Origin of the sequence: Streptomyces sp. NBC_00083 (assembly GCF_026343295.1) — a bacterium.
GTDB lineage: Bacteria > Actinomycetota > Actinomycetes > Streptomycetales > Streptomycetaceae > Streptomyces.
Genome location: NZ_JAPELY010000003.1, coordinates 1 through 23,845 on the forward strand (window position 1 = coordinate 1; position 23,845 = coordinate 23,845).

A 23,845-nucleotide genomic window follows, 5' to 3' on the forward strand; every position below is an offset into this window, starting at 1 on the left:
CGCGTTCACGGCTGGGGAACAATGCAGTCATGGATCTCGCTACGGATCTCGAACTCGACCACCTCGTCGGCCGTGCCCGCCGGCTCGTGGTCCCCGGACGGCGCCGCATCCTCGGCATCGTCGGACCGCCCGGGGCCGGTAAGTCCACGCTGGCCGGCGCGTTGGTGGCGCGGCTCGACGGGGAGGCCGTGCTGGTCCCCATGGACGGCTTCCACCTCGCCGGCGCGGAGCTGCGCCGGCTCGGGCGTGCGGAACGCAAAGGAGCCCCCGACACCTTCGACGCCGCCGGATACGCCGCACTGCTCGGGCGGCTGCGGAGCCCGGAGCCCGGCACCGTCGTCTACGCGCCGGACTTCGACCGGTCGTTGGAGGAGGCGGTGGCCGGCAGCATCGCCATCGATCCGTCAGTGCCGCTCGTCGTGACCGAAGGCAACTACCTCCTCCACGACGAGGGCGCGTGGCAGCAGGTCCGGGACCTCCTCGACGAGGTCTGGTACCTGCACATCGACGACGATGAGCGGGTGGCCAGGCTGATCGAGCGCCATGTGCGGCACGGGAAGGCCCGGCCCCACGCCGAGCGCTGGGTCAGGGAGTCCGACGAGGTCAACGCACGTCTCGTGGCCACGACCCGGAGGCGGGCGGATCTTGTCATCACCGGGGCACTCACTGGGTAGGCTCGCAGCTCTGGCGCCCGGTGAGACGGGCGGGCCAGGCGTGCGACGAGACGTGCGAGCGGAAGGCAGTGGACGTGGGGATATTCCGACGAGGACCGAGGCGGGACGCGAGCGACGTTCCACGGGACTTCGAGTTCGGCTTCTTCTCCCAGGACGAGGGAGCCCGGTTCCGTGCCCTGGTCAGGGAGGCGTTCGCCGAGCTCGGCCTGGAGGTCACGGTCTACCCGGACTCGGTGAAGGACAGCGGCGGCCGGCGGTTCGGGCTCGGCAACCTCGCCGCCGTATGTCACAACGAGCCCCGGGGGCCACGTGTGTGGCCGGAACTTATTCGCAGACACGTCGGCATGGTGCTGCGCACCATGGACGCGCCGTCCGCGCTCGACACCATGCCGCCCGACCAGATCCGCGCCCAGCTCTACCCCCGGGTGATCAGCGGTGACGGTCTCGACCCGCAGAGCTTCGGCTATGCGCGCAGCGTCGCGCCCGGTCTCTACGAGATCCTCGCCCTCGACCTCCCCGAAAGCGTCATGATGCTGACGGACGAGGCGCTGGAACCCCTCGGCAAGGTTCCCGACCTGCGCGACATGGCCCTGCGCAACCTGCGGGAGCTGCCCGTCGAGGGACACGAGAGGGTCAAGGGCGACGACGGGGCGCACTTCGACATCGTCGTCGGCGACTCCTTCTACACCGCGAGCCGGGTGCTCGCCCTGGAGTCCGTGGTCCGTCAGGTGGCCGGGCAGGAGATCCCGCCGGACGGCGCCCTCGTCGCGATGCCCTTCCGCCATCAGCTCGCCTTCCACGTCATCCGCGACTCCGGCATGGTCCTCGCCCTCAACGCCATGGCGTCGTTCGCCGCATCCGGCTACGAGGACACCCCGGGGGCGATCAGCCCGTACGTCTACTGGTGGCGCGGCGGCACGCTCACCCAGCTCAGCGACCGGGACGGCGAGGGGCTGCGCATCGTCGTCGGCGACGAGTTCGGCGAACTCCTGGAGCGGCTCGTCGCCGAGGAGACGGAGGGGCTCTGAGACAACGGATTGCTCGCGTCCGCGGCGGCCTGCGGGCAGGATGAGCCCATGCTCTCCTCGCCCGCTCCCGCGCCCTTCACCGCCGACGACTACCGGGCCCGGATGGCCCGTGCCGCCCGGTCCGCCGCCGATGCCGGGCTCGCCGGTCTCCTCGTCGCGCCCGGCCCCGACCTCGTCCACCTCACCGGCTACCAGCCGACCGCGACCACCGAACGGCTCACCGTGCTGGTCCTCGCGGCGGGCCAGGACCCGGTGCTGGTCGTGCCGACCCTGGAGGCGCCGGACGCCGCGCACGCCGTCGGCGCCGCCGCGCTGACCCTGCGGGACTGGACCGACGGCAAGGACCCGTACGCCGTGGCGGCGCCGCTCCTCGCCGCCGACGGACGCTTCGGTGTCAGCGACAACACGTGGGCGATGCATCTGCTCGGCTTCCAGAAGGAGCTGCCCGGCACCTCCTACGTCTCGCTGACCGAGGCGCTGCCCATGCTGCGGGCCGTCAAGGACGCGCACGAGCTGGCCCGTCTGGAGGCGGCGGGCGCGGCGGCGGACGCCGCGTACGAGGAGATCGTGAAGGTGCGGTTCGCGGGCCGCAAGGAGACCGACGTGGCCGCCGACCTGGCCGCGCTGCTCATCGAGTACGGCCATGAGCAGGTGGACTTCACTGTGGTCGGGTCCGGGCCCAACGGCGCCAATCCGCACCACGAGGCGGGCGATCGCACCATCGCGCAGGGCGACATGGTGGTGCTCGACTTCGGCGGGCTCAAGCACGGATACGGCTCCGACACCAGCCGTACGGTCCACGTCGGCGAGCCCACCGCGGAGGAGCAGCGCGTCCACGACGTGGTGCGCGCGGCGCAGGAGGCGGGCTTCGCCGCGGTGCGGCCCGGCGCCACCTGCCAGGACGTCGACCGGGCGGCGCGCGCGGTGATCGCGAAGGCCGGATACGGCGAGTACTTCATCCACCGCACCGGCCACGGCATCGGCGTCACCACCCACGAGCCGCCCTACATGATCGAGGGTGAGGAGCAGCCGCTGGTGCCCGGGATGTGCTTCTCCGTCGAGCCCGGCATTTATCTGCCCGGCCGGTTCGGCGTCCGGATCGAGGACATCGTCACGGTGACGGACGACGGCGGCCGGCGGTTCAACACCACCGACCGCGCGATGGCCGTCGTGGAGTAACACGCCGTAGCTGTACGGGGGTTGAGTCTCGCGAGGCCCGGCCCCCGGGCGCCTCCTCAGCGACCGAGCACCGCGCAGGACTCCGGAGGCATCAGCATCAGGCCGTCCGCGCCGGGTGCCTCGACCGGCTCCCAGGCCGCGAGGACCCGGCCACCGCCACCGAGCTTGATCGTGACGGCCTCCTTGGAGAGGTTGACCACGACCCGCAGGTCGCCGCGGCGGTAGGTGAGCCAGCGGGCCTCCTCGTCGTACGCCACCTTGACGGCCGCGAGGTCGGGGTCGGTGAGGTCGGGCCGCTCGTAGCGCAGGGCGATGAGCCGGCGGTACCAGGCGAGCAGCCGAGCGTGCGGCTCGGCCGCCGGCTCCGTCCAGTCCAGGCACGAGCGCCGGCGGGTCCCGGGGTCCTGCGGGTCGGGCACGTCCTCGGCGGCCCAGCCGTGCGAGGTGAACTCCCGCCGCCTGCCCTCCCGTACGGCCCGTGAGAGCTCGGGGTCGGTGTGGTCGGTGAAGAACTGCCAGGGGGTGCGGGCGCCCCACTCCTCGCCCATGAACAGCATCGGCGGGAACGGGCTGGTCAGGGTCAGCGTCGCCGCGCAGGCCAGCAGGCCGGGCGACAGCGTGGCCGAGAGGCGGTCGCCCTGGGCGCGGTTGCCGATCTGGTCGTGGGTCTGGGCGTAGCCGAGGAAGCGGTGGGCGGGGGTGCGGACGCGGTCGACGGGGCGCCCGTGGGTGCGGCCCCGGAAACTCGAATACGTACCGTCGTGGAAGAACACCCGGGCCAGGGTCTTGGCGAGCGCCGAGAGCGGGGCGCGCGCGAAGTCGGCGTAGTAGCCCTGGGACTCGCCGGTGAGGGCGGTGTGCAGGGCGTGGTGGAAGTCGTCGTTCCACTGGGCGTGCAGCCCGGTGCCGCCCTCGTCGCGCGGGGTGGTGGTGCGCGGGTCGCAGGCGTCGGACTCGGCGATCAGGAAGAGCGGCCGGCCCAGCTCGGCGGCGAGCGCGTCGACGGCGGTGGAAAGCTCTTCGAGGAAGGTGTGGGCGCGGGTGTCGGCCAGCGCGTGCACCGCGTCCAGGCGCAGCCCGTCGAGGTGGTAGTCGCGCAGCCACGCCAGCGCGCTCTCCAGGAGGAAGGCGCGCACCTCGTCGGAGCCGGGAGCGTCCAGGTTGACGGCCGAACCCCAGGGCGTGTGATGGGTGTCCGTGAAGTACGGCCCGAAGGCGGGCAGGTAATTGCCGGACGGGCCCAGGTGGTTGTGCACCACGTCGAGGACCACGCCGAGTCCGTGGGCGTGGGCCGCGTCGACGAACCTCTTCAGGGCGTCGGGTCCGCCGTAGGGCTCGTGCACCGCCCACAGCGACACGCCCTCGTACCCCCAGCCGTGCCGGCCGGGGAACGGGCACACCGGCATCAGCTCGATGTGTGTGATGCCCAACTCGGCCAGACCGGCCAGGTGTTGGTGTGCGGCGTCGAGGGTTCCCTCGGGGGTGAACGTGCCGATGTGCAGTTCGTACAGGACGGCGCGCTGCAGCGGAGGCCCGCCCCGCCACGGGTGCCCCCAGCCGAAGCTCTCGTGGACGACGACGGCGCTGAGGCCGTCCGGGCCGTCGGGCTGACGGCGCGAACGCGGGTCGGGAAGGACCGGCCCGTCGTCCAGTACGTAGCCGTAGCGGTCGCCGGAGTGGGCGTCGGCCTCGGCGAGCCACCAGCCCGCGCGGACGGGGTGGCGGCGCATGGGATGGGTGGCGCCCTCCAGGAGAAGGGCGGCCCGGTCGGTGTGCGGTGCCCACACTTCGAACAGCACTGGCGTGTCCCCCTGTCGTAAGCGGTTGCGACCATGGTGCGACAGACGAGGGGGACACGCCCGCAATTCGGGACTACTTCCAGATCATGTTGATCGCGCGCTCGAAGACGACGTATCCCGCGCGGGTGAACGCGTTCGCCATCGGAACGTTGGGCAGGTCGGTCGCGGCACGGATCCGCGGTACGTCCTGCGCGGCGAGGATCCGGGTGCCCTCGGCCAGGATGGAGTCGATGTGGCCGTGGCCGCGGTGGGCGGGCAGCACCCCGATGTACGCGATGATCGCGTTGTAGTTGTTGCGGGCCGGGATGACGAAGCCGACCGGCCCGCCGCCGTCCGGGAGTTCGGCGATCCGCCACCAGGCGCGCGGCGAGCCGTACGACGCGAACTCCTCCTCGTACATGAGCTCCGCGGACTCGCGCGGTGCCATGGTGCGCAGCTCCTCGCGGGTGTGCGCGTCGAGCGAGCCCTCCACGACCAGCGTCATCAGATCGAGCAGCTCCGCGCGGTCGGTGGCCGGCCGGAACGTCAGGTGCCCGGACGGCTCCGCGAGCGGGGTGCCCGGCCGCCACTCCAGGCGCAGCCGCTCGACGAGCGGGGTCGCGCCGGACGCGGTCAGGATGTTCAGCCTGGTTTCGACGGCCTCGCGGGCCGCCGGATCCTCGCGCCAGTCGCCGGGGACGAAGCGGCCGTACTCGGGGCGCGGGGTGCCCGCGGGAACCACGGCCGCGGTCGCCGTTTCCAGGAGGCGCAGGCCGATCGCGCGGCGCTCCGCGGCGGGCAGCCCGTCGTCGACGTCGAAGAAGTCGAGGCTGTGCGGGGCGTCGCCGTGCTGCGCCGCCCACCACGCGAGGCGCGCGAGGACGCGGCCGTCGCGCACGGCCACCCACATCCATCGCGGGACGCGGCGGCCGGTGGCGAGATCGTCCGCCACTTCGTGGTCGAGGACGTAGGAAAGCTGCTGGAAGAGTCCGAGTTCTTCGGGCCCGGCGAGCGGACGGATGGTGATGTCCGACGCGGTGTTCGTCAAGTGAGGTCCCCCCGGGTGATGTACGAGTCGGGGGACCCTAACAGCCCCATGGGGCCCGCCCGCAAGGGGAATTGGGTGGGCGGTGCGTCTGCGTCGCAGGTCAGCGGTGGGGCGGCGGGGGACGGGAGGCGCGCAGGAGGGGCCGTCTTCTGCTGGACACGTCCGGCCCCGGGGAAGGACAATCGCCGGTGTGACGCCCTCTTTCGAATTCGGGACCTCCTCGGTGCCCGCGCGGCTCTCCGACGCGGAGCGCGACCGGGTCCTGGACGTGCTGCGCGAGGGCGCCGCCGAGGGCAAGCTGTCGCAGGACACGTTCCTGCGGCGCATGGAAATCGCCCTGGCCGCCCGCCGACCCGACGAACTGGTGCCCCTCACCGCCGACTTGCAGAGCCGCGGCCGGTGGTCGAAGGCGGTGTTCGGGGCGGTCGGCAGGGTGTCGGAGTTCTCCGTTTCGCTGCGCAGGGCCTGGCAGTCGGAGCGGCTGCCCAAGCTCCTCTTCCCGGCGCCCGGCCCCTATCCGCTGCGCATCGGCCGCGACCCGGCCAACGGGCTGCGGCTGAGCCACGAGACGGTGTCGCGGGTGCACGCGGAGCTCGTCTTCCAGTCGGGGTACTGGCAGCTGCGCGACCTCGGCTCCACCAACGGGACCTGCGTCAACGGGCGCCGGGTGACGGGAGTCGTCGCCGTGGCCGACGGGGACCAGGTCAGCTTCGGCCGAATGGTGTTCCGGCTCGCCACCCACTGAGCGGCGCCCCGGGCCGGCACGGACGCACCCTCGCGCTCACTGCTGGTGCAGGCCACCCCGTCCGGCCAGGGTGCCTCGTCGTCGCCTTCGACGATCCGCTCGCGGGCCGCGCCTCGGTGCGGCTCGAAGAGTTTGCGGGCCATGCCTGGGTGCGGTGCGCGATGGAGCCCGTCGTGGAGGGGCAGCCCTTCCGCGGCAGCGTCGGCGAGGACTGCGCGGTGCTCGCGGTCTACCCGGCGTGGAAGCGCGATCTGGCGGGGTTCTCGCGCGCCGAGCTCGCCGGCGCCGCGGCCGCCTTCACGGAACTGTTCCGCAGGTCAACGCCGTACGGCCCGGCTCACCTCTCACCCGTACGGCCGAACGCCGATCGCGACCGCGCCGCGGAAGTGGTCCGCTGAGGGCAGTCACCGGCGCCCGGCGGCCCTTCGGGACTCCGGGCCGCATCGGCCGCGCCCGCCGGGCGCCCAACGGGGAGGCGCCATGACGACCGTCGAGCCGGCCGACGCATCGGCTCTCGCCTTCTCGCCCCGGACGCTCTCGCTGCTCGGCCCCGCCGCGCGTGGCGACCCGTACGCCTTCTACCGGACCCTGCGCGAGGAACACCCCCTGCTGTGGGACGCCCGGCTCGGCGCGTGGCTGGTCAGCCGGTACGCCGATGTGGCCCCCGCCCTCGGCGACCCGGGCCTCGCGGGACCGCGCCGCGGCGGCTGCTGCGGGCCGGGGACGGTGCGCTGCGGGCAGGAGTACGCGGCGCCCGAGAGCGCCTTCGCGCTGCTGCGCGAGGTGTGCGCCCGCACCGCGTACGTGCTCGCCCGGCGCCTGGCCGGGCGGCAGGAGGCGGACCTCGTCGAGGAGTTCTGCCGGTGGCTGCCGACCGGGACCATAGCCGCCGCGACCGGCCTGTCCTACGGGGCGGTAATGGGCCGCCGCGGCGCGGTGGCGGCCCGGAGCCGGGCCGAGGCGCCGGCCGCCGTCGACGCGGGCCGGGGCCGGGGCGGCACGGGGGTGGCGCTGCTCGCCGCGAACTCCGCGGGGCAGGCCGTCCTCACCGGCCGGGCCCTCGCCTCGCTGCTCGCCAACCTCCTCGACAACCCCGACCAGTTGGAGCTGGTGAAGGCGGTGCCCGCGCTGATAGCGCAGGCGTGGGAGGAAGCGCTGCGGCGCAACCCGCCGGTCCACGTGGTGCTGCGCAGGGCCGACGGGGAGCGTGCGCTGTCCGGCGGTGTGGTGCCGGCCGGGGCCGCGGTCGCCCTGCTCGTCGGGGCCGCCAACCGCGACCCCGACCGGTTCGCGGACCCCGACCGGTTCGACCTGCACCGCACCACGCCCGGCGGGCTCGCCTTCGGGCCGGCCGGCTGCCCGGCCGCGCGGGTCGCCGAGCTTCAGGCGGAGTGCGCCGTGACGGCTCTGCTCACCGCCATGCCGGGCCTGCGCCGGGCCGACGGCTTCGACCCGGCCGAGAGCGGGCTGCTCACCCGGGCCCCTCGCCTTCTTCTGGTGCGACCCGCCTGAGCAGCGCCACGGGCCGCTGCGCGAACAGCTTGTCCAGCTCCACGGCGCCGCTGAACCGCCGTCCCGGGGTGAGGACATCCGCCCAGACCCCGTCCGGCAGCACCAGCTCGGTGCCCGTCCAGCCGCCCGACTCGGCGAGCCGCAGCGAGAGCCGCGTCACGGCCGTCACCACCTGCTCCGCACGGCAGAACGCCACACAGTGCGCGGCCCGCGGACCCCGCGCCGTCAGCGGCGCATGGCTGGACGCCGGGCCGAACACCTCCGGGAGTTCGCGGCGCAGCCGCAGCGCGGCCAACGTCACCCCGAGCTTGTCACCGGGATCGGCGAGGGCCGCCGGATCGAAGGGGACCGGACGCCGGTTGTCCGGGTCCACCAGCGCCGTGTACTCGGCCTCCGTGCCCTGGTAGAGCTCCGGCACACCCGGCATCGTGAGGTGGAGCAGCGCCGCCCCGAGGCTGTTGGCCCGCGCGGCGTCCTCGGTCTCCTGGGCGAACTCCCGTACAGCGGATGCCTGTTGACCGCCGGGGCCCGCCGCGACGAAGTCGCTCAGGGCCTTCTCGTAGGCGGCGTCCTGCTCCGTCCAGCCGGTGTGCAGCGCGGCCTCGCGCGCCGCTTTCAGGAGCGCTCCGCCGATCCGCTCCGTCTCCGCGGCGCCGCCGAGCCCCACCGAGGTCTGCCACGCGACCCACGCGAGGTGGGGGTCGGGCGCCGGCACCCCCGCGACCCGGTCGAGGAGCGCCGCCCACCGGTCGGGGCACTCCGACAGGACGGCGATCCTGGCCCGCACCTCCGCGCTGCGCTTGGTGTCGTGGGTGGAGAGGACGGTGCCGGTGGCCGGCCAGTCGCGGGCCAGGCGGGAGCAGAACGCGTGGAACTCGGCGGGTTCCACCGAGGGCCGGGCCGGGTCGCCGCCGACCTCGTTCACCGAAAGGAGCGGCGTGTACCGGTAGAACGCCGCGTCCTCGACGGACTTGGCGTGCAGCGCCGACGAGGTCTGTGCGAAACGCGCCCGGAAGCGCTCACGGTCGGGGTCCGGGGTGGCCTCGGAGTCCGGGCCGTCGCCGTCGCCGAGCAGGCCGAGGGCCAGGTCGCGCACCACGTCCACGGCGGCCGACTCCTCAGCCACCGTGAAGGCCGCCTTGGCCGCCGCGGCCGCCGACGCGGGCAGCACCGACGCCGCGCCGACGCGGTAGGGCCGGTAGACCGGGACGCGTACCAGGAGCTCGCGCAGGGCCAGCCGCAGCGCCCAGGGGGCGTGGTCGCGCAGCTCGGGGCCGCCGGCCGCGCAGATCCGCCGGGCGAGCCGCACGAGGTGCTCGGTCTCGGCCGCGAGGTCGTGCGTGAGCACCCGGTACGCGGCCTTGCGCACCGTCGGCTCCCACTGCCCGCCCAGATCGTCGTCGACTCCGGTGAACTGCCGGTACAGGGAATGGAGTTGGCTGGTTCCGGACGGGTCGGTGAAGAGACCGTCGATGTGCCGCAGGGCGTCATAGCCGGTCGTCCCGGCGACCTGCCAGTCGGCCGGGAGGTGCTCGTCGCCGGTGAGGATCTTCTCGACGACCGTCCAGCGTCCGCCGGTCGCCGTGTTCAGGCGGCGCAGATAGGCCTCGGGGTCGGCGAGCCCGTCCGGGTGGTCGATGCGCAGCCCGTCCACCACACCGTCGTGGAGCAGCTCCAGGACCTTGGCGTGGGTCGCGGCGAAGACGTCCTCGTCCTCCACCCGCAGGCCGATCAGGTCGGAGATGGTGAAGAACCGCCGGTAGTTGAGTTCGGTCCTGGCCAGCCGCCACCAGCCGAGCCGGTACCACTGGGCGTCGAGCAGTTCGGCCATCGGCAGGTGGGCCGTGCCCTCCCGCAGCGGGAAGCGCGTCTCGCCGTAGCGCAGGACGTCGCCCTCCACCGTCATGCGGTCCGCTTCCGTGCCGAGCGGCCCGGCGAGCACGGGCAGCAGGACCCGGCCGTCACCGGCGGCCCAGTCGATGTCGAACCATGAGGCGTACGGCGAGGAGGGGCCCGCGCGCAGCACCTCCCACAGGGGGCGGTTGTGGCGGGCGGACGCCGACATGTGGTTCGGCACGATGTCGAGGACCAGGCCGAGGCCCGACTCCCGTGCCTTCGCGGCCAGTCGGCGCAGACCGGCCTCGCCGCCGAGTTCGCGGCGGACCGTCGTGTGGTCGGTGACGTCGTACCCGTGGGTCGAGCCGGGCACGGCTTCCAGAACGGGGGAGAGGTGGAGGTGGGAGACTCCGAGACCCGCGAGGTAGGGCAGCGCCTCCTCGGCGGCGGCGAACGGGAACGCAGGCTGCAGCTGGAGCCGGTAAGTCGCGATGGGCGGGGTCATGGAACGTACGTACCCCGTTGAGCGGGTTGTGTGCGTTCGGACGCATGTGGTTGCTCCGGTCGGCGGCGTCCGCCCCGCCCGATGGCCGGTTTCCGGCCGACGGTGCCCGCGGGCGTGCGGTCCGCCGGGCCGGAGTCCCTGTGCGGGGGAACTCCGGCCCCTTCCACGGCCGTTGCAGGGTGCGCCGGCGGTTACGCGGGCCGGCGCAGGACCGTCATGCTCCGCCCGATCAGCGTGATCCGGCCCCCGGCCTCGATCTTCGCGCCGCCCTCCGGCGGCACGCCCTCGGGAAGGGCGGTCTCCACGACCACCTGCCACTGCCGGCCGTGGTTCACCGGCACCACGAAGTCGAGCGTCTCGGCGCTCGCGTTGAACATCAGCAGGAACGAGTCGTCACTGATCCGCTCGCCGCGCGGCCCCGGCTCGGAGATCGCGTTGCCGTTGAGGAACACCGACAGCGCCTTCGCGTTCGCCGACTGCCAGTCCCGGTCCGCCATCTCCTCGCCCTCGGGCGTGAACCAGGCGATGTCGGAGAGCTCGTCGTGCGTGCCCTGCACCGGACGGCCGTGGAAGAAGCGCCTGCGCCGGAAGACCGGGTGGTCCCTGCGCAGCCACACCATGGCCCGGGTGAACTCCAGGAGGGTGCCCTCGGGGTCGTCGTCCGGGTCCGGCCAGTGCACCCAGGCCACCTCGTTGTCCTGGCAGTACGCGTTGTTGTTGCCGCCCTGGGTGCGGCCGAACTCGTCCCCGTGGCTGATCATGGGCACGCCCTGCGACAGCATCAGGGTGGCGACGAAGTTGCGCATCTGCCGCGCGCGCAGCTCCGCCACCTCCGCGTCGTCGGTCGGGCCCTCCGCGCCGCAGTTCCAGGACCGGTTGTGGCTCTCGCCGTCGCGGTTGCCCTCGCCGTTGGCGTCGTTGTGCTTGTCGTTGTACGAGACCAGGTCGCTCAGGGTGAAGCCGTCGTGGCAGGTGTGGAAGTTGATGGAGGCCAGCGGGCGCCGCCCGTCGTCCTGGTAGAGGTCGGACGAGCCGGTGAGCCGGCCCGCGAACTCGGCGAGCGTGCGGGGCTCGCCGCGCCACAGGTCCCGTACGGTGTCGCGGTACTTGCCGTTCCACTCCGTCCACAACGGCGGGAAGTTGCCCACCTGGTAGCCGCCCTCGCCCACGTCCCACGGCTCGGCGATCAGCTTGACCTGGCTGACCACCGGGTCCTGCTGGACCAGGTCGAAGAAGGACGACAGCCGGTCCACCTCGTGGAACTGGCGCGCCAGCGTCGCCGCGAGGTCGAAGCGGAACCCGTCCACGTGCATCTCGGTCACCCAGTAGCGCAGCGAATCCATGATCAGCTGCAGGACGTGCGGAGAGCGCATGAGGAGGCTGTTGCCGGTGCCGGTGGTGTCCTCGTAGTAGCGCGCGTCGTCGGCGAGCCGGTAGTACTGCGCGTTGTCCAGGCCCCGGAAGGAGAGGGTCGGCCCGAGGTGGTTGCCCTCGGCGGTGTGGTTGTAGACCACGTCGAGGATGACCTCGATGCCGGCCTCGTGCAGCGCCCGCACCGCCTGCTTGAACTCCAGGACCTGCTGGCCGCGGTCGCCCCAGGAGGCGTAGGAGTTGTGCGGGGCGAAGAAGCCGATCGTGTTGTAGCCCCAGTAGTTCGCCATCCCGGCGTCGACCAGCCGGTGGTCGTTGACGAACTGGTGCACCGGCATCAACTCCAGCGCCGTGACGCCGAGTTGGGTCAGGTGCTCGATGACGGCCGGGTGCGCCAGGGCCGCGTAGGTGCCGCGCTGCTCGGGCGGGAGTTCGGGATGGAGCATGGTGAGGCCCTTGACGTGCGCCTCGTAGAAGACGGTGTGGTGGTAGTCGGTGCGGGGCGGCCGGTCGTCGCCCCAGTCGAAGAAGGGGTTGACCACCACCGAGGCCATGGTGTGCGGCGCCGAGTCCAGGTCGTTGCGGCTGTCGGGCCGCCCGAAGTGGTAGCCGTAGACCGACTCGTTCCACTCGACCTGGCCGCTTATGGCGCGCGCGTAGGGGTCGAGCAGCAGCTTCGCCGAGTTGCAGCGATGGCCCCCCTGCGGCTCGTACGGTCCGTGCACCCGGAAGCCGTACCGCTGGCCCGGCAGCACACCGGGCAGATAGGCGTGGCGTACGAACGCATCGGACTCGCGCAGTTCGACGGCTGTCTCCGAGCCGTCGTCGTGCAGCAGACACAACTCGATCCGACGGGCGGCCTCGGAGAAGACCGCGAAATTTGTCCCGGCGCCGTCGTACGTGGCGCCGAGTGGGTAAGCCTGTCCCGGCCACACCTGCATGGGCAAGACTCTTCCACTTCCACTCGGGGTCCTGAGGGGCTGTTCGGCCAGATCCTCTCTGAAAGCCAGATCCTCCCTGAAAAGACGGGGGTCACCCGGGACGTCCGGGTGCGCCAACGGGTGACCCGGCGGTGCGTGCGGGCAGCCAGGAGCTATGAATCGGCTCACCCCGTCAGATAGTGCCCACCAGAACAGGCCGTATCCTCCGCCGAGTTGGCAAACTCGACTCGCCATCCGGCTGCAACGCCTCCCGCTCCCGGAGTACCCTTCCTTGATCGTTGAAGGGTGTGCGGGGCGGGCTCGGCCCGCTCGGGTTTGCCGGGGGGCGGAAGGCGGTGCGCGGGTGAGCTCGGGAGGGCTTGAGCTGCCCCCTGGTGACACGGGTCATGAGGGGGAGTCCGGCGACATCCCGCCCGGGGCGGTCTCCCTCGCGCGCCCGATGGAGATCGGGGCCGAGCTGGACTGGGGCGCCGACGCCTGGAGCGAGGTGCGCACGCGCGCCCAGCGGGCCGGGCGCGCCTACATCTGGCTGAACCTGGTGGAGCAGCGGCTGCGCGCCGTGGTGGCCGCCGTGCTCCGGCCGATCTACGAACCGGTCCACGGCGACGACTGGGTGGTCGCCGCGGCCGGTCCCGCCGGACAGGAGTGGGTGCAGCGGGCCGTCGCGGTGCGCGAGGTCTCGCGCCGCAAGGGCTATCTGCTCGACCCCGCCGACGACAACGTGCTCAGCTTCCTGACCCTGCCGCAGCTGCGCGAGCTGATGGTGCAGCACTGGCCCTGCTTCGAGCCCTACGTCGACGACCGGCGCGACGTCGAGCTCGCCCTCGACGAGCTGGAGGTGGCGCGCAACGTCGTCTCCCGCAACCGTGCGCTCAACGAGGCGGTGCTCGCCCAGGCGGAGCGGGCCTCGGCGCGGCTCCTGGACGTCCTCGGCGGCGGCAGCGGCGCCCCGGCCGCGCACCGGCTGCCCATCGACGCCGTCGAGGACCTCGTCGGCGACCGGTACGCGGACGTCGTCTCCGTCCACTCCGACCGGGTGCGCCTCCAGCGCCAGCTGCCCGCCGAGGACCTCTTCGGCGGCGCCCGCCGTCTCGACGCGATAGGCATCGGGCTCAACCTCCTGGTGCAGAACTACTCGGGCCGCCGCCTGGTGCGGCTCGCCGAGTCCGGCTGCCGCATCCGGCTGCTCTTCCTCAACCCGGCGAGCAGCGCAGTCAAGCGCCGCGAGCGGGAACTCGGCCTCAAGAAGGGCGAGTTGAGCCGCTCGGTGGAGATGAACATCCTGCACATGCGGCGGGTGCGCACGGCGCTGCGCGATCCGGGCGCCTTCGAGATCCAGGTCTTCGACGAGACACCGCGCTTCACCGCGTACCTGGTGGACGGCGACGGCGCTGACGGCCTCGCGGTCGTGCAGTCCTATCTGCGCCGCGCCCGGGGCATGGAGGCGCCGGTGCTGGTGCTGCGCGGGGGCGGCCGGCGGGGTGTGGTGCGGCCGGGCCAGGACGTGGAGCACGGCCTCTTCGAGACCTACCGCGAGGAGTTCGAGTCCGTCTGGGTGGATTCGCGCCCCGTGTCCTGAATTGCGCTGGTGCTCGGCGCGGTGCGATTCCGGCCGCGCGGCCGATTGTCAGTGCCGCGTGCGAGGGTGGTCGTCACCTGGGGGAAAGCACCACGAAGGAGGGGCAGCAGCATGAGCTGGCACCTGGAGCCGCTGGTCGGCTTCGACCTGGAGACGACGGGGACCGAGCCGCGCGAGGCACGCATCGTGACGGCCGCGATCATCGAAGTGCGGGGTACCGATGTGGTGGGGCGGCGCGGCTGGCTGGCCGATCCGGGGATGAGGATCCCGGCCCAGGCCTCCGCGGTCCACGGCATCAGCAGCGAGCGGGCGGCGGCCGAGGGGCGGCCCGCACCCGAGGTGGCCGACGAGATCGCCGACACCCTGGCCGACTACTGGCGCCGCGGCGTGCCGGTGGTGGCCTACAACGCGGCGTTCGATCTGACGCTTCTCGCGGCCGAGCTGCGCCGCCACCAACTGCCCTCGCTCAGCGACCGGCTGGGCGGCGCGCCCATAGGACCCGTCGTCGACCCCTACACGATCGACCGCTCCGTGGACCGCTACCGCAAGGGCAAGCGCACTCTCGAAGCCGTGTGTGTGGAGTACGGAGTGGTGCTGGAGACGGCCCACGACGCGGGGGCCGACGCGCTGGCCGCGGCCCTGGTGGCGGTGGCGATAGCCGAGCGTCACCCGCAGGTGGCGCGGCTCGCCCTGGCGGAGCTGCATGAGCGTCAGATCGAGTGGTACGCCCAGTGGGCGGCGGACTTCCAGCGGTTCCTGCGCACGAAGGGCACCGTCGACGCAGTGATCGACGGCGCCTGGCCGCTGCGCGAGCTGACGCCCGCCCGCGGCTGAACGCCCCGCCGTCGCCTACGGCCGAACCTCCTGACGCGGGGCGGGCGACCGGACCCCCGCGTGGTCAGAAGGGGTACCAGCGCACCTCGGGATCGTCGTCGCGCAGCGACGCGACGCGGCGGTGGAACTCGTCGAGCGCCTTCGGGTTGGTCGGGGCGTGCTGTGCCACCCAGGCGCAGCTGGCTGTCTCGCGGGCGCCGCGCAGCACCGCGCACCCCTCCCACTCGCGCACGTCCCAGCCGTACGCGGTGACGAACGCGTCGTACTGCTCGGCGGGCAGCCCGTAGCGGTCGCGCGAGAGGGCCATGACGACCAGGTCGTGCTCGCGCAGGTCGAAGGAGAAGGTCTCCAGGTCGACCAGGACCGGCCCTTCGGGCCCGATGTGCACATTGCGCGGCAGGGCGTCGCCGTGGATGGGGCCGAGCGGGAGGCGCGGGGTGAGCGCCGCGGCCGCGGCAGCGAAGCCGTCTCTGCGGGCGCGCAGAAACGCCGCGTCGGCGGGGTCGATCGCCGCGCCGGCCAGGGTCAGCCATCGTTCGACACCGCCGAGCAGTTCGCGGCGGGGCAGCGGGAAGGCGGGCGCCGGCAGGGCGTGGATCCGGCGCAGCAACGTGGCCAGATCGGCGGCGGTCGCGGGGCGTTCGGCCGCGGGCAGCCGGTGCCACACCGTCAGGGGATGGCCCTCCACCAGCCTCGGCTCGGGCTCGGCGGCCCGCACCGCCGGCACCCCGGCCCCGGCGAGCCAGGTGGCGATGGCCACTTCGCGCTCGGCGCGCTCCACCAGCTGCGGGTGGCGCGAGGCGTCCCGGCCGACCTTGACGACGAGACCGCCCGCCGGGGCCGCCGAGGAGTCGGGGCCGGATCCGGTGCCGGTGCCGGTGCCGGATCCGGTGCCGGGCAGGGCGAAGACCGCGTTCTCGCCGAGCGCCAGGAGCTCGGCCCGCTCGGTTCCGGGCAGGGCTCCGGGGTCGTGCAGCGCCGCCGCGGTCAGGAGCTCGCGAGCCCTTGCCTCGTCCATCGTCGTCTCCCGGTGATCGTTCGGATGCGGTCAAGTCTCGCATTCGCGCAGATCGTCTTGACGAAAGGGACGGACCGTCAGCACGATGACGGGGGCTGGTCGCCCGCACTGGACGGAGGGGTCGAAACGGTGTCATCGACGACCGTGCGGACGCGGGCGGCCATCCGAGCGCCGGCCGACGGACCCGGCGGCGCCTGGTTCCTCGTGCTCCCGGCCCTCATCCCCATCCTGGTCCTCAGCGTGGGACCCCTCCTCTACGGCATCGCGCTCGCCTTCACCGACGCGCAGTCGGGCCGCACCGCCGCGACACGATGGACGGGGCTGCTCAACTTCCGCGATCTGGCCCACGACGGCCTGTTCTGGGAGTCGTTCAGGATCGGACTGCTGTGGGCGGTGGCTGTCACCGGGCCGCAGTTCCTGCTCGCCCTCGGCCTCGCCCTGCTCCTCAACCAGCGGCTCCGGCTGCGCTGGCTGGCCCGCGCGCTCGCGATCATCCCGTGGGCCATGCCCGAGGTCGTGGTGGGCATCATGTGGCGGATCGTCTACCACCCCGACGCGGGCGTCCTCAACGAGACCCTGCGCGATCTCGGCCTCGGCGACGGACGGGACTGGCTCACCGGTCTCGCCACCGCGCTGCCCGCCGTCGTCCTCGTAGGGATCTGGGCCGGCATGCCCCAGACCACCGTCGCCCTCCTCGCCGGCCTCCAGAACACCCCGCAGGAGCTGCACGAGGCCGCCGCCATCGACGGGGCCGGCGCCTGGCGGCGTTTTCGGACGGTGACCTGGCCCGCCCTGAAACCCGTGGCCCTCGCCAACACGGCGCTCAATTTCATCTGGAACTTCAATTCGTTCGCCCTGGTCTACGTCCTGACCAACGGCGGCCCCGGCGGACGCACCCGGCTCCCCATGCTCTTCGCCTACGAAGAGGCCTTCCGCTACGGCCAGTTCGGGTACGCGGCGGCCATGGGCTGTGTCATGGTCGCCGTCGTCGCCGCCTGCCTCGCCCTCTTCCTGGTCGGACGGCTCAAGGAAGGGAGCGACAGGTGAGCACGCGTACGCGCAGGGCGGGGCGCGCGGGACAGTACCTCGCGCTCCTCGCCTATCTGGTCTTCCTCGCCTTTCCCTTCCTGTGGCTGATCTCCACCGCCTTCAAGCCGGCCCGGGAGCTGGGCTCGCTCCACCCCACCTGGATCCCGCGCCATCCCACGCTCGGCAACTTCCGCCAGGCCTTCGACGAACAGCCCCTCCTCCATGCCGGCCTGAACAGCCTGATCGCCGCCGTCTCGGCCGCCCTCATCGCGGTGGTCCTCGCCACACCGATGGCGTACGCCATGGCCCGCCACCGGGGCCGGCTCGCGGCGGCCGCCACCGGCTGGGTGGTGGTCAGCCAGGCGTTCCCGTTCGTGCTCCTGATCATTCCGCTCTTCCTCGTGCTCAAGAACCTGCACGCGATCAACTCGGTGGGCGGCCTGGTCATGGTCTACGTGGTCTGGTCGCTGCCGTTCGCGCTGTGGATGCTGAGCGGCTACGTGCGCGCCGTGCCGGCCGAGCTGGAGGAGGCGGCCGCCGTCGACGGCGCGGGGCGGCTGCGCACCCTCGTCTCGGTCACCGCGCCGCTGCTCGCCCCCGGCATCGTGGCCACCGCTCTGTTCGCCTTCATCACGGCGTGGAACGAGTTCTTCTTCGCGCTCGTCCTCCTGAAGACCCCGGAGAAGCAGACCCTGCCGGTCGTCCTCACCCACTTCCTCGGTGCGGAGGGGACCGCCGACCTCGGCCCGCTCGCCGCCGCGGCCTTCCTCGCCACCCTGCCCTCCCTGGTGATCTTCGCGATCATCCAGAAGAGGATCACCGGCGGCATGCTCACCGGGGCGGTGAAGAGCTGATGCGCTGTCCCGAACCGAGCGCGCGCACCCGCCTGTTGGGCGTGATGGCCGTGCTGACGCTGCTGGTGCCGCTCCTCGCGGCGTGCGGGGGCGGGGGCGGGGGGCCGGACGGCGGGGGAGTGATCCGGCTCCGCTTCCAGTCCCTGGCCTGGCAGAAGGAGTCGGTCGCGACGACCAGGAGCCTCGTCGAGGAGTGGAACGCGGCGCATCCGGCCGTCCAGGTCGACTACGTGCAGGGCAGCTGGGACACCGTCCACGACCAGCTGCTGACCTCCTTCGAGGGCGGGGAGGCGCCCGACATCATCCATGACGCCTCCGACGACCTGGCCGACTTCGCCCACGGCGGCTACCTCGCGGACCTCAGGGGTCTGCTGCCGTCCCGCCTCAAGGACGGGATCCCGGCCAGGAGCTGGGAGTCGGCCACGTTCGGCACCGGTGTCTACGGGGTGCCGTTCCTCCAGGAACCCCGGGTCCTCATCGCCAACACCAAGCTCCTCACGGCATCCGGGGTGCGGATCCCCACGCCCGAACGGCCGTGGAGCTGGGCCGAGTTCCGGCAGGCGGCCCGGAAGATGAGCGGCGAGGGGCGGTACGGAGTGGCCTGGCCGCTCAAGGAGCCCGTCTCGGCCACCCTCAACCTGAGCCTCTCCACCGGCGGCCGGCTCTTCACCCGTACCGCGGACGGCCGGGCCGAGGTGACGTTCACCGCCGCCGACGCGGTCGTCCCCGAAACCATTCGGGACCAGGTCACCACCGACCGGAGCGCCTCGCGCGGCACCCTCGGCATGGGCGGCTCCGACACGTTGCCCGGCTTCTTCGGCGGCAAGTACGCCATGGTGCCGCTCGGCTTCTCCTACCGCCAGCAGATCGTCCAGCAGGCGCCGCCCGGCTTCGACTGGACGGTCCTCCCGGCGCCCGCCGGCAGCGCGGGACTCGATCAGGGAGTCAGTCCCCAGACCCTGTCGGTCGCCCAGGACAGCCCGCACCGGAAGGAAGCCGTCGCGTTCATCGACTTCCTGCTCGGCCCGGCGAACACGGTCCGCCTGGCCGAGGGGGACTGGATGCTGCCGACCGGGACCGAGGCGCTCGCCGACCCGGCGCTGGGCACCGCCGAGCACGGCTGGGCGACGGGCGTGGCGCTCGCGCCCCATCTGCGGCCGGCGCCCGCGCAGTCGGTGCGCGGATATCCGGAGTGGAAGGACAAGGTCGCCACCCCGGCCCTCCAGGAGTACTACAGCGGCGCGATCGACACGGCGGAACTGAAGAAGCGCCTGGTCCAGGACGGAAACCGGGTGCTCGCGCGCTATCGGCGCTGAGCCGCGACCGGAACGGAAATCCCCACCGTCGCAAGGGAAGTGGGGAGCCGGGGAATTCGGCGGTCCGCGTCGGATGTCCACCGGCCCTCCATAAAGCCCGAGTTGCCCCTCCGTGGTCGATATCGCATTACGAAATCTTGTTGCCTAAGTCACAGCTGCATGAAGTCCTTGATCTGCGCGCGTCAATCGGCAAGGGTTTCGAACCAGCCCCGGAGGGATCCCCTCCGGTAGGTCAACCCCCCACATTCAGTGACGAGGAGACCCCTCTTCATGGCATCCCACAAGCGTGCGAGCAAGATCAAACTCACCGTGGCGATAACCGCGGTCCTGGCCGCGGCCGGCGCGACCGCACTCAACTCCCCCTTCGCCGGGGCCTCTCCCGCCGAAGGCACGGTCTTCGGACTGAACGCCAAGGACGCGGTCGAGGGCAGCTATATCGTCCTGCTCGACAGTTCCGCTTCGACGGACTCCAAGCGCAAACTCGCCGAGGAATACGGCGGCGAACTCAAGCGCGACTACTCCTCATCGCTCAACGGCTTCTCCGCCGACGGGCTTTCGCAGACCGAGGCCAAGCGGCTCGCCGCCGACCCCGCCGTCGGCAAGGTCGTACAGAACAAGAAGTTCCACATCAACGACACCCAGACCAACCCGCCGTCCTGGGGCCTGGACCGGATCGACCAGACCGGCACCGCCGGCGACGGGAAGTACACCTACCCGGCCGCCGCCGGGGACGGCGTCACGGCCTACGTGATCGACACCGGGGTCCGCATCACCCACAAGGACTTCGGCGGGCGGGCCTCCTACGGCTTCAACGCCGTCGACAACAACGACAAGGCCGACGACGGCAACGGCCACGGCACCCACGTCGCGGGCACCATCGCGGGCAGCGCGCACGGCGTGGCCAAGAAGGCGAAGATCGTCGCCGTGCGGGTGCTCGACAACAACGGCTCCGGCAGCACCGAACAGGTCGTCGCGGGCGTCGACTGGGTCACCAAGAACCACAAGGGCCCCTCCGTCGCCAATCTGAGCCTCGGCGGCACCGCCGACCCGGCGCTCGACGAAGCCGTCCAGAAGGCGATCGCCTCCGGCGTCACCTTCGGCGTGGCGGCGGGCAACGAGTCGGCCGACGCGGGCAACGGCTCACCGTCCCGGGTGAAGGAGGCCCTCACGGTCGCCTCGTCCACCAAGGACGACCAGCAGTCGAGCTTCTCCAACTTCGGCTCGGTCGTCGACCTGTACGCCCCCGGCTCGGACATCACGTCCGACTGGAACACCGGCGACACGGCCACCAACACCATCTCCGGAACGTCCATGGCCACCCCGCACGTCGTCGGCGCCGCCGCCGTCTACCTCGCCGGGCACAAGGACGCCACACCCGCCCAGGTCGCCGACGCCCTCACCAAGGGCGCGACGGCCGACAAGATCTCCAACGCGAGCCAGGGCACCCCGAACAGGCTGCTGAGGGTCGTCGAGTAGACGGCATCCGGCAGCACTGAACGACGGCCTCCGCGCCCGTCCCCCACGGGGCGCGGGGGCCGTCCTAGGGTGTGGCCCATGACGACGACGTACGCCGCGCTGCTGCGCGGCATCAATGTGGGCGGGGCCAAGAAGGTTCCCATGGCCGAGCTGCGGAAGATCCTCGGCGGCCTGGGACACGGCGATGTGAAGACGTACCTCAACAGCGGCAACGCCGTCTTCAGCAGCGCCTCCCGTGACGAGGACGCGCTCGCCGCCGCACTCGAAGCCGCCATCGAGGAGCACTTCGGCTTCTCCGTCGCCTGCATGGTGCGCGGCGGGCCCTACCTGCGGGCGGTCCTCGACGCCTGCCCCTTCCCCGCCGACCGGCTCGCGGGCAAGCAGCTGCACGCCACCTTCTTCGCGGGGGCGCCCGTCACCGCCGACCGCTTCGCAGGCGTCGACGCTGCGGCCTTCCTCCCCGAGGAGTTCCGCCTCGGCGACCAGGTCCTCTACCTGTACGCGCCCGGCGGCCTCGGCACCTCCAAGCTCGCCCCTGCCCTGTCCCGGCCCGGCCTGCTCAAGGGCGTCTCGGCGACCTCCCGCAACTGGAACACCGTCAAGGCGCTGGTGGAGATGACGGAGTCGGCCCGGGGATGAGGATGAAGGCCGTCCCGCTCAGGCCTGTGCGAGCGCGTTGAGATCGGTCAACTCCGCCTCGGAGAGCTGTACTCGGGCGGCGTCGAGGTTCTCCTCCAGATGCTTCGGCGAACCGGTGCCGGGCGTCGGGCACAGGGCGGGGGAGCGGTGCAGCAGCCAGGCCAGGGCGATCTGGCCCCGGCTCGCCCCGTGCGCGTGGGCGACCCGGTCGAGAACGGCCGCCCCGCCCTCGGTGAGGGCGCCGTTGGCCAGCGGGAACCAGGGCAGGAACGCCAGGCCGTGCGCCTCGCACAGGTCGAGGACCGGCTCCGACGCGCGGTCCAGGAGGTTGAAGCGGTTCTGCACGGAGGCGATGGCGGTCAGGCGCAGCGCCTGCTCCACCTGGCCGGCGTCGACGCTGTCGAGGCCGATGTGGCGGATCTTGCCCGCACGCCTCAACTCGTCCAGGGCGCCCAGCTGTTCGGCCAGGGGCACGGCCGGGTCGAGCCGGTGCAGCTGGTAAAGGTCGATGGTCTCCACGCGCAGCCGGCGCAGGCTCGCCTCGCACATCGCCCGCAGCTGCTCGGGCCGGCCCGCGATGTGCCAGGCGTGGTCGCTGGTCCGTACGACACCGCCCTTGGTCGCGACGACGACATCGGCGGGGTAGGGGTGCAGCGCCTGCGCGACGAGTTCCTCGGCGAGCTCCGGGCCGTAGTTGTCGGCGGTGTCGATCAGGGTGACGCCCCGCTCGACGGCCCGCCGCAGCACGGCGAGCGCGTCCGCCCGCTCGCCCCGCGGACCCCAGTAGCCGGGGCCGGTGAGCTGCGCGGTGCCGAACCCGAGGCGCCGCACGGGCCGTTCCGCGCCGAGGGGGAAGGTTGCGGGGATCATGCCGTCACCGTATCCAAGCCATGCCCGCACCCCGGCCGCGGGTCCGGGCGCGGAGCGCTGACGAACACCGGCCGCCCCGAGGCGCGGCCGGGTGGCACGGTGCCGAAATGGCCCAATGAATACGGGTGGCAGTGGCCCACGAACCAGGGCCACTGCCCGGCTAGGCTCGACCCATGACGGACCCGATGACCGACCTGACGACCGGCCCGACGACGGCCCCGGCGACCGAGCCCGAGCGGCGCACCGCCGTCGACTTCTACTTCGATCCCGCCTGCCCCTTCGCCTGGATCACCTCTCGCTGGATGCTGGAGGTCGAGCGGCACCGCGACATCGACCTCCGCTTCCGGCCCATGAGTCTCTACTTCCACAACGTCGGCAACGAACTGCCCGACTGGTACCGGGACTTGGTGGACCGCTCCATCGGCCCGGTCCGGGTCGCCGTGGCGGCCGCCCAGGCACGGGGCGAGGGGGTGCTGCGCGACCTCTACACCGCGTTCGGCACCCGCATCCACGACGGCGGGAACCAGGACTTCGACGAGGTGATCGCGCAGTCCCTCGCGGAGCTCGGGCTGCCCGTCGCCCTCGCCGCGGCCGCCCACGACCCGGCCTACGACGAGGCCGTGCTGCGCAGCCACGACGCCGGCAAGGACCCGGCGCAGGACGGCTATGTCGGCACCCCGACCCTGCACCTCGACGGCACGGTCTACTTCGGTCCGGTCCTCAGCTCGATCCCGCGCGGCGAGGAGGCCGCCCGGCTCTTCGACAGCGTGCGCACGATCGCGGCCCACCCCGACTTCTTCGAGCTGAAGAGGGCGCGGACCGGGTCCCTGCGCTTCGACTGAGAGCCGAGGGCGCGGGCCGGCGGGACGTCAGGCGCTGAGCGCGGTCACGCTCTCGCGCGCCCGCGCCTGGTCGTACCGGACGAGCAGCAGGCGCGCCACCTCCGGCGCGGCGCCCAGCACCCCGGCGAGGACGTCGGCGTGCGCCGCGCCCCGGGCGATCCGGTCGGGCAGGAAGCCGGGCGCGATGACATAGGGGGCGACGGCGACCCGTCGCACGCCCGCGGTGGCCCGCAACTCCCGTACGGCGTCTTCCGTACGGGGCAGAGCCGCGGAGGCGAACGCAGGCCGCACGGCGCACCAACCGGTGTGCCGCAGCTCCCGCGCGATTTCAGCGATCACTGCGATCGCCTCCGGGTCGGTGGAGCCCGCCGAGGCCAGGACGAGCCCGGTCGAGCTTCTGTCGGCGGGGCTGAGCCCCGCCTCGTACAGCCGTCGCTCAAGGGTGGCGAGCAGCAGGGGTGAGGGGCCGAGGACGTCCGCGAGACGGATGTTCAGCCGGGCCGGGGCCCGGTCGAGCACCGCCGGGATGTCGGCCTTGGCGTGGAAGGCGCGGGTCAGGAGCAGCGGCAGCGCCACCACGTCCCGTACGCCTTCGAGGGCGAGCCGGTCCAGGGCCTGGGGGACGGACGGCGCGTTGAAGTCCAGGAAGGCGGTCTCCACGCGCAGCCCCGGCCGCAGCGTCCGCGCCCGGCGCACCAGGGCGTCGACGGTCGCGGCGTGCCGGGGGTCGCGGCTGCCGTGGGCGATGACGAGGAGGACCGGGCGGTGCAC

At 72.6% G+C, this 23,845-nt stretch carries 21 protein-coding genes; 14 read left to right on the forward strand and 7 right to left on the reverse strand.

What is annotated here, in order from left to right; genetic code table 11:
- Nucleotides 1-29 precede the first annotated feature (29 nt).
- The 3 genes from OOJ98_RS23935 (at nt 30) to OOJ98_RS23945 (ending at nt 2,881) form a co-directional block, all read left to right on the forward strand.
- A complete protein-coding gene (locus OOJ98_RS23935) occupies nt 30-674 on the forward strand; it encodes a nucleoside/nucleotide kinase family protein (RefSeq protein WP_267057077.1) in 645 nt (214 codons plus the stop codon).
- A gap of 74 nt (nt 675-748) precedes the next feature.
- Nucleotides 749-1,702, forward strand: coding sequence for a hypothetical protein (locus OOJ98_RS23940; RefSeq protein WP_267057078.1), 954 nt, complete (start codon nt 749-751; stop codon nt 1,700-1,702).
- Between the two features lie 48 nt (nt 1,703-1,750).
- Nucleotides 1,751-2,881, forward strand: a complete 1,131-nt coding sequence (locus tag OOJ98_RS23945; protein ID WP_267057079.1) for an aminopeptidase P family protein — start codon at nt 1,751-1,753, stop codon at nt 2,879-2,881.
- A 56-nt stretch (nt 2,882-2,937) separates the two neighbouring features.
- Here OOJ98_RS23945 and treZ read toward each other — a convergent pair whose 3' ends face one another.
- Both treZ and OOJ98_RS23955 read right to left on the reverse strand, forming a co-directional pair.
- On the reverse strand, nt 2,938-4,680 hold the full coding sequence (gene treZ / locus OOJ98_RS23950) for a malto-oligosyltrehalose trehalohydrolase (RefSeq protein WP_267057080.1): 1,743 nt from the start codon (nt 4,678-4,680) through the stop codon (nt 2,938-2,940).
- Nucleotides 4,681-4,753: 73 nt separating this feature from the next.
- Complete coding sequence (locus tag OOJ98_RS23955; RefSeq protein ID WP_267057081.1) at nt 4,754-5,707, reverse strand: GNAT family N-acetyltransferase; 954 nt, start codon at nt 5,705-5,707, stop codon at nt 4,754-4,756.
- Nucleotides 5,708-5,897: 190 nt separating this feature from the next.
- Between OOJ98_RS23955 and OOJ98_RS23960 the strand changes: the two genes are divergently transcribed.
- The 3 genes from OOJ98_RS23960 (at nt 5,898) to OOJ98_RS23970 (ending at nt 7,964) form a co-directional block, all read left to right on the forward strand.
- Nucleotides 5,898-6,452 carry a DUF1707 and FHA domain-containing protein gene (locus OOJ98_RS23960; RefSeq protein ID WP_267057082.1) on the forward strand — a complete coding sequence of 185 codons (555 nt, stop codon included), beginning with the start codon at nt 5,898-5,900 and terminating at the stop codon, nt 6,450-6,452.
- 173 nt (nt 6,453-6,625) lie between these two features.
- Nucleotides 6,626-6,850 carry a hypothetical protein gene (locus OOJ98_RS23965; protein ID WP_323177930.1) on the forward strand — a complete coding sequence of 75 codons (225 nt, stop codon included), beginning with the start codon at nt 6,626-6,628 and terminating at the stop codon, nt 6,848-6,850.
- Nucleotides 6,851-6,932: 82 nt separating this feature from the next.
- Nucleotides 6,933-7,964, forward strand: a complete 1,032-nt coding sequence (locus tag OOJ98_RS23970) for a cytochrome P450 (RefSeq protein WP_267057083.1) — start codon at nt 6,933-6,935, stop codon at nt 7,962-7,964.
- Here OOJ98_RS23970 and treY read toward each other — a convergent pair.
- Together treY and glgX are read right to left on the reverse strand one after the other, a co-directional pair.
- Nucleotides 7,924-10,305 (reverse strand): malto-oligosyltrehalose synthase, encoded by a 2,382-nt coding sequence (gene treY / locus OOJ98_RS23975; protein WP_267057084.1) that lies wholly within the window; start codon nt 10,303-10,305, stop codon nt 7,924-7,926. The genes OOJ98_RS23970 and treY overlap by 41 nt on opposite strands.
- 191 nt (nt 10,306-10,496) lie before the next feature.
- Nucleotides 10,497-12,617 carry a glycogen debranching protein GlgX gene (gene glgX / locus OOJ98_RS23980; protein WP_267057085.1) on the reverse strand — a complete coding sequence of 707 codons (2,121 nt, stop codon included), beginning with the start codon at nt 12,615-12,617 and terminating at the stop codon, nt 10,497-10,499.
- 343 nt (nt 12,618-12,960) lie between these two features.
- Between glgX and OOJ98_RS23985 the strand changes: the two genes are divergently transcribed.
- On the forward strand, nt 12,961-14,196 hold the full coding sequence (locus tag OOJ98_RS23985) for an SAV2148 family HEPN domain-containing protein (RefSeq protein WP_267057086.1): 1,236 nt from the start codon (nt 12,961-12,963) through the stop codon (nt 14,194-14,196).
- A 111-nt stretch (nt 14,197-14,307) separates the two neighbouring features.
- Nucleotides 14,308-15,030 (forward strand): 3'-5' exonuclease, encoded by a 723-nt coding sequence (locus OOJ98_RS23990; RefSeq protein ID WP_267057087.1) that lies wholly within the window; start codon nt 14,308-14,310, stop codon nt 15,028-15,030.
- Between the two features lie 64 nt (nt 15,031-15,094).
- Here OOJ98_RS23990 and OOJ98_RS23995 read toward each other — a convergent pair whose 3' ends face one another.
- Nucleotides 15,095-16,048, reverse strand: coding sequence for a phosphotransferase enzyme family protein (locus OOJ98_RS23995; protein WP_267057088.1), 954 nt, complete (start codon nt 16,046-16,048; stop codon nt 15,095-15,097).
- A 144-nt stretch (nt 16,049-16,192) separates the two neighbouring features.
- Here OOJ98_RS23995 and OOJ98_RS24000 point away from each other — a divergent pair, with 144 nt between their 5' ends.
- From OOJ98_RS24000 to OOJ98_RS24020, 5 genes are all read left to right on the forward strand, one after another.
- Nucleotides 16,193-17,095 (forward strand): carbohydrate ABC transporter permease, encoded by a 903-nt coding sequence (locus OOJ98_RS24000; RefSeq protein WP_267058210.1) that lies wholly within the window; start codon nt 16,193-16,195, stop codon nt 17,093-17,095.
- Nucleotides 17,092-17,931 carry a carbohydrate ABC transporter permease gene (locus OOJ98_RS24005; protein ID WP_267057089.1) on the forward strand — a complete coding sequence of 280 codons (840 nt, stop codon included), beginning with the start codon at nt 17,092-17,094 and terminating at the stop codon, nt 17,929-17,931. The genes OOJ98_RS24000 and OOJ98_RS24005 overlap by 4 nt, the downstream gene beginning before the upstream one ends.
- Before the next feature lie 44 nt (nt 17,932-17,975).
- Nucleotides 17,976-19,247 carry an ABC transporter substrate-binding protein gene (locus tag OOJ98_RS24010; RefSeq protein WP_267058211.1) on the forward strand — a complete coding sequence of 424 codons (1,272 nt, stop codon included), beginning with the start codon at nt 17,976-17,978 and terminating at the stop codon, nt 19,245-19,247.
- A gap of 270 nt (nt 19,248-19,517) precedes the next feature.
- The gene (locus tag OOJ98_RS24015) at nt 19,518-20,723 is read left to right on the forward strand and encodes a S8 family peptidase (RefSeq protein ID WP_267057090.1); all 1,206 of its coding nucleotides are present in this window, start codon (nt 19,518-19,520) and stop codon (nt 20,721-20,723) included.
- 78 nt (nt 20,724-20,801) lie between these two features.
- Nucleotides 20,802-21,362, forward strand: a complete 561-nt coding sequence (locus tag OOJ98_RS24020; RefSeq protein WP_267057091.1) for a DUF1697 domain-containing protein — start codon at nt 20,802-20,804, stop codon at nt 21,360-21,362.
- 18 nt (nt 21,363-21,380) lie between these two features.
- Here the strand turns inward: OOJ98_RS24020 and OOJ98_RS24025 are convergent, their stop codons facing one another.
- Entirely contained in the window at nt 21,381-22,232 is an 852-nt protein-coding gene (locus tag OOJ98_RS24025; RefSeq protein WP_267057092.1) for an aldo/keto reductase, read from the reverse strand.
- 185 nt (nt 22,233-22,417) lie between these two features.
- Between OOJ98_RS24025 and OOJ98_RS24030 the strand changes: the two genes are divergently transcribed.
- Nucleotides 22,418-23,074, forward strand: a complete 657-nt coding sequence (locus OOJ98_RS24030; RefSeq protein WP_267058212.1) for a DsbA family protein — start codon at nt 22,418-22,420, stop codon at nt 23,072-23,074.
- Nucleotides 23,075-23,101: 27 nt separating this feature from the next.
- Here the strand turns inward: OOJ98_RS24030 and OOJ98_RS24035 are convergent, their stop codons facing one another.
- Nucleotides 23,102-23,845, reverse strand: coding sequence for a sirohydrochlorin chelatase (locus tag OOJ98_RS24035; protein WP_267057093.1), 744 nt, complete (start codon nt 23,843-23,845; stop codon nt 23,102-23,104).

Excerpts from the sequence above, each read along its gene's own strand:
- OOJ98_RS24030 (WP_267058212.1), top strand. The coding sequence starts at position 22,418 with ATGACCGACCTGACGACCGGCCCGACGACGGCCCCGGCGACCGAGCCC.
- OOJ98_RS23945 (WP_267057079.1), top strand. The coding sequence starts at position 1,751 with ATGCTCTCCTCGCCCGCTCCCGCGCCCTTCACCGCCGACGACTACCGG.
- OOJ98_RS23995 (WP_267057088.1), bottom strand. The coding sequence starts at position 16,048 with ATGGACGAGGCAAGGGCTCGCGAGCTCCTGACCGCGGCGGCGCTGCAC.
- OOJ98_RS24025 (WP_267057092.1), bottom strand. The coding sequence starts at position 22,232 with ATGATCCCCGCAACCTTCCCCCTCGGCGCGGAACGGCCCGTGCGGCGC.
- OOJ98_RS23970 (WP_267057083.1), top strand. The coding sequence starts at position 6,933 with ATGACGACCGTCGAGCCGGCCGACGCATCGGCTCTCGCCTTCTCGCCC.
- OOJ98_RS24020 (WP_267057091.1), top strand. The coding sequence starts at position 20,802 with ATGACGACGACGTACGCCGCGCTGCTGCGCGGCATCAATGTGGGCGGG.
- OOJ98_RS23935 (WP_267057077.1), top strand. The coding sequence starts at position 30 with ATGGATCTCGCTACGGATCTCGAACTCGACCACCTCGTCGGCCGTGCC.
- OOJ98_RS24015 (WP_267057090.1), top strand. The coding sequence starts at position 19,518 with ATGGCATCCCACAAGCGTGCGAGCAAGATCAAACTCACCGTGGCGATA.
- OOJ98_RS23990 (WP_267057087.1), top strand. The coding sequence starts at position 14,308 with ATGAGCTGGCACCTGGAGCCGCTGGTCGGCTTCGACCTGGAGACGACG.
- OOJ98_RS24010 (WP_267058211.1), top strand. The coding sequence starts at position 17,976 with ATGGCCGTGCTGACGCTGCTGGTGCCGCTCCTCGCGGCGTGCGGGGGC.
- glgX (WP_267057085.1), bottom strand. The coding sequence starts at position 12,617 with ATGCAGGTGTGGCCGGGACAGGCTTACCCACTCGGCGCCACGTACGAC.
- treY (WP_267057084.1), bottom strand. The coding sequence starts at position 10,305 with ATGACCCCGCCCATCGCGACTTACCGGCTCCAGCTGCAGCCTGCGTTC.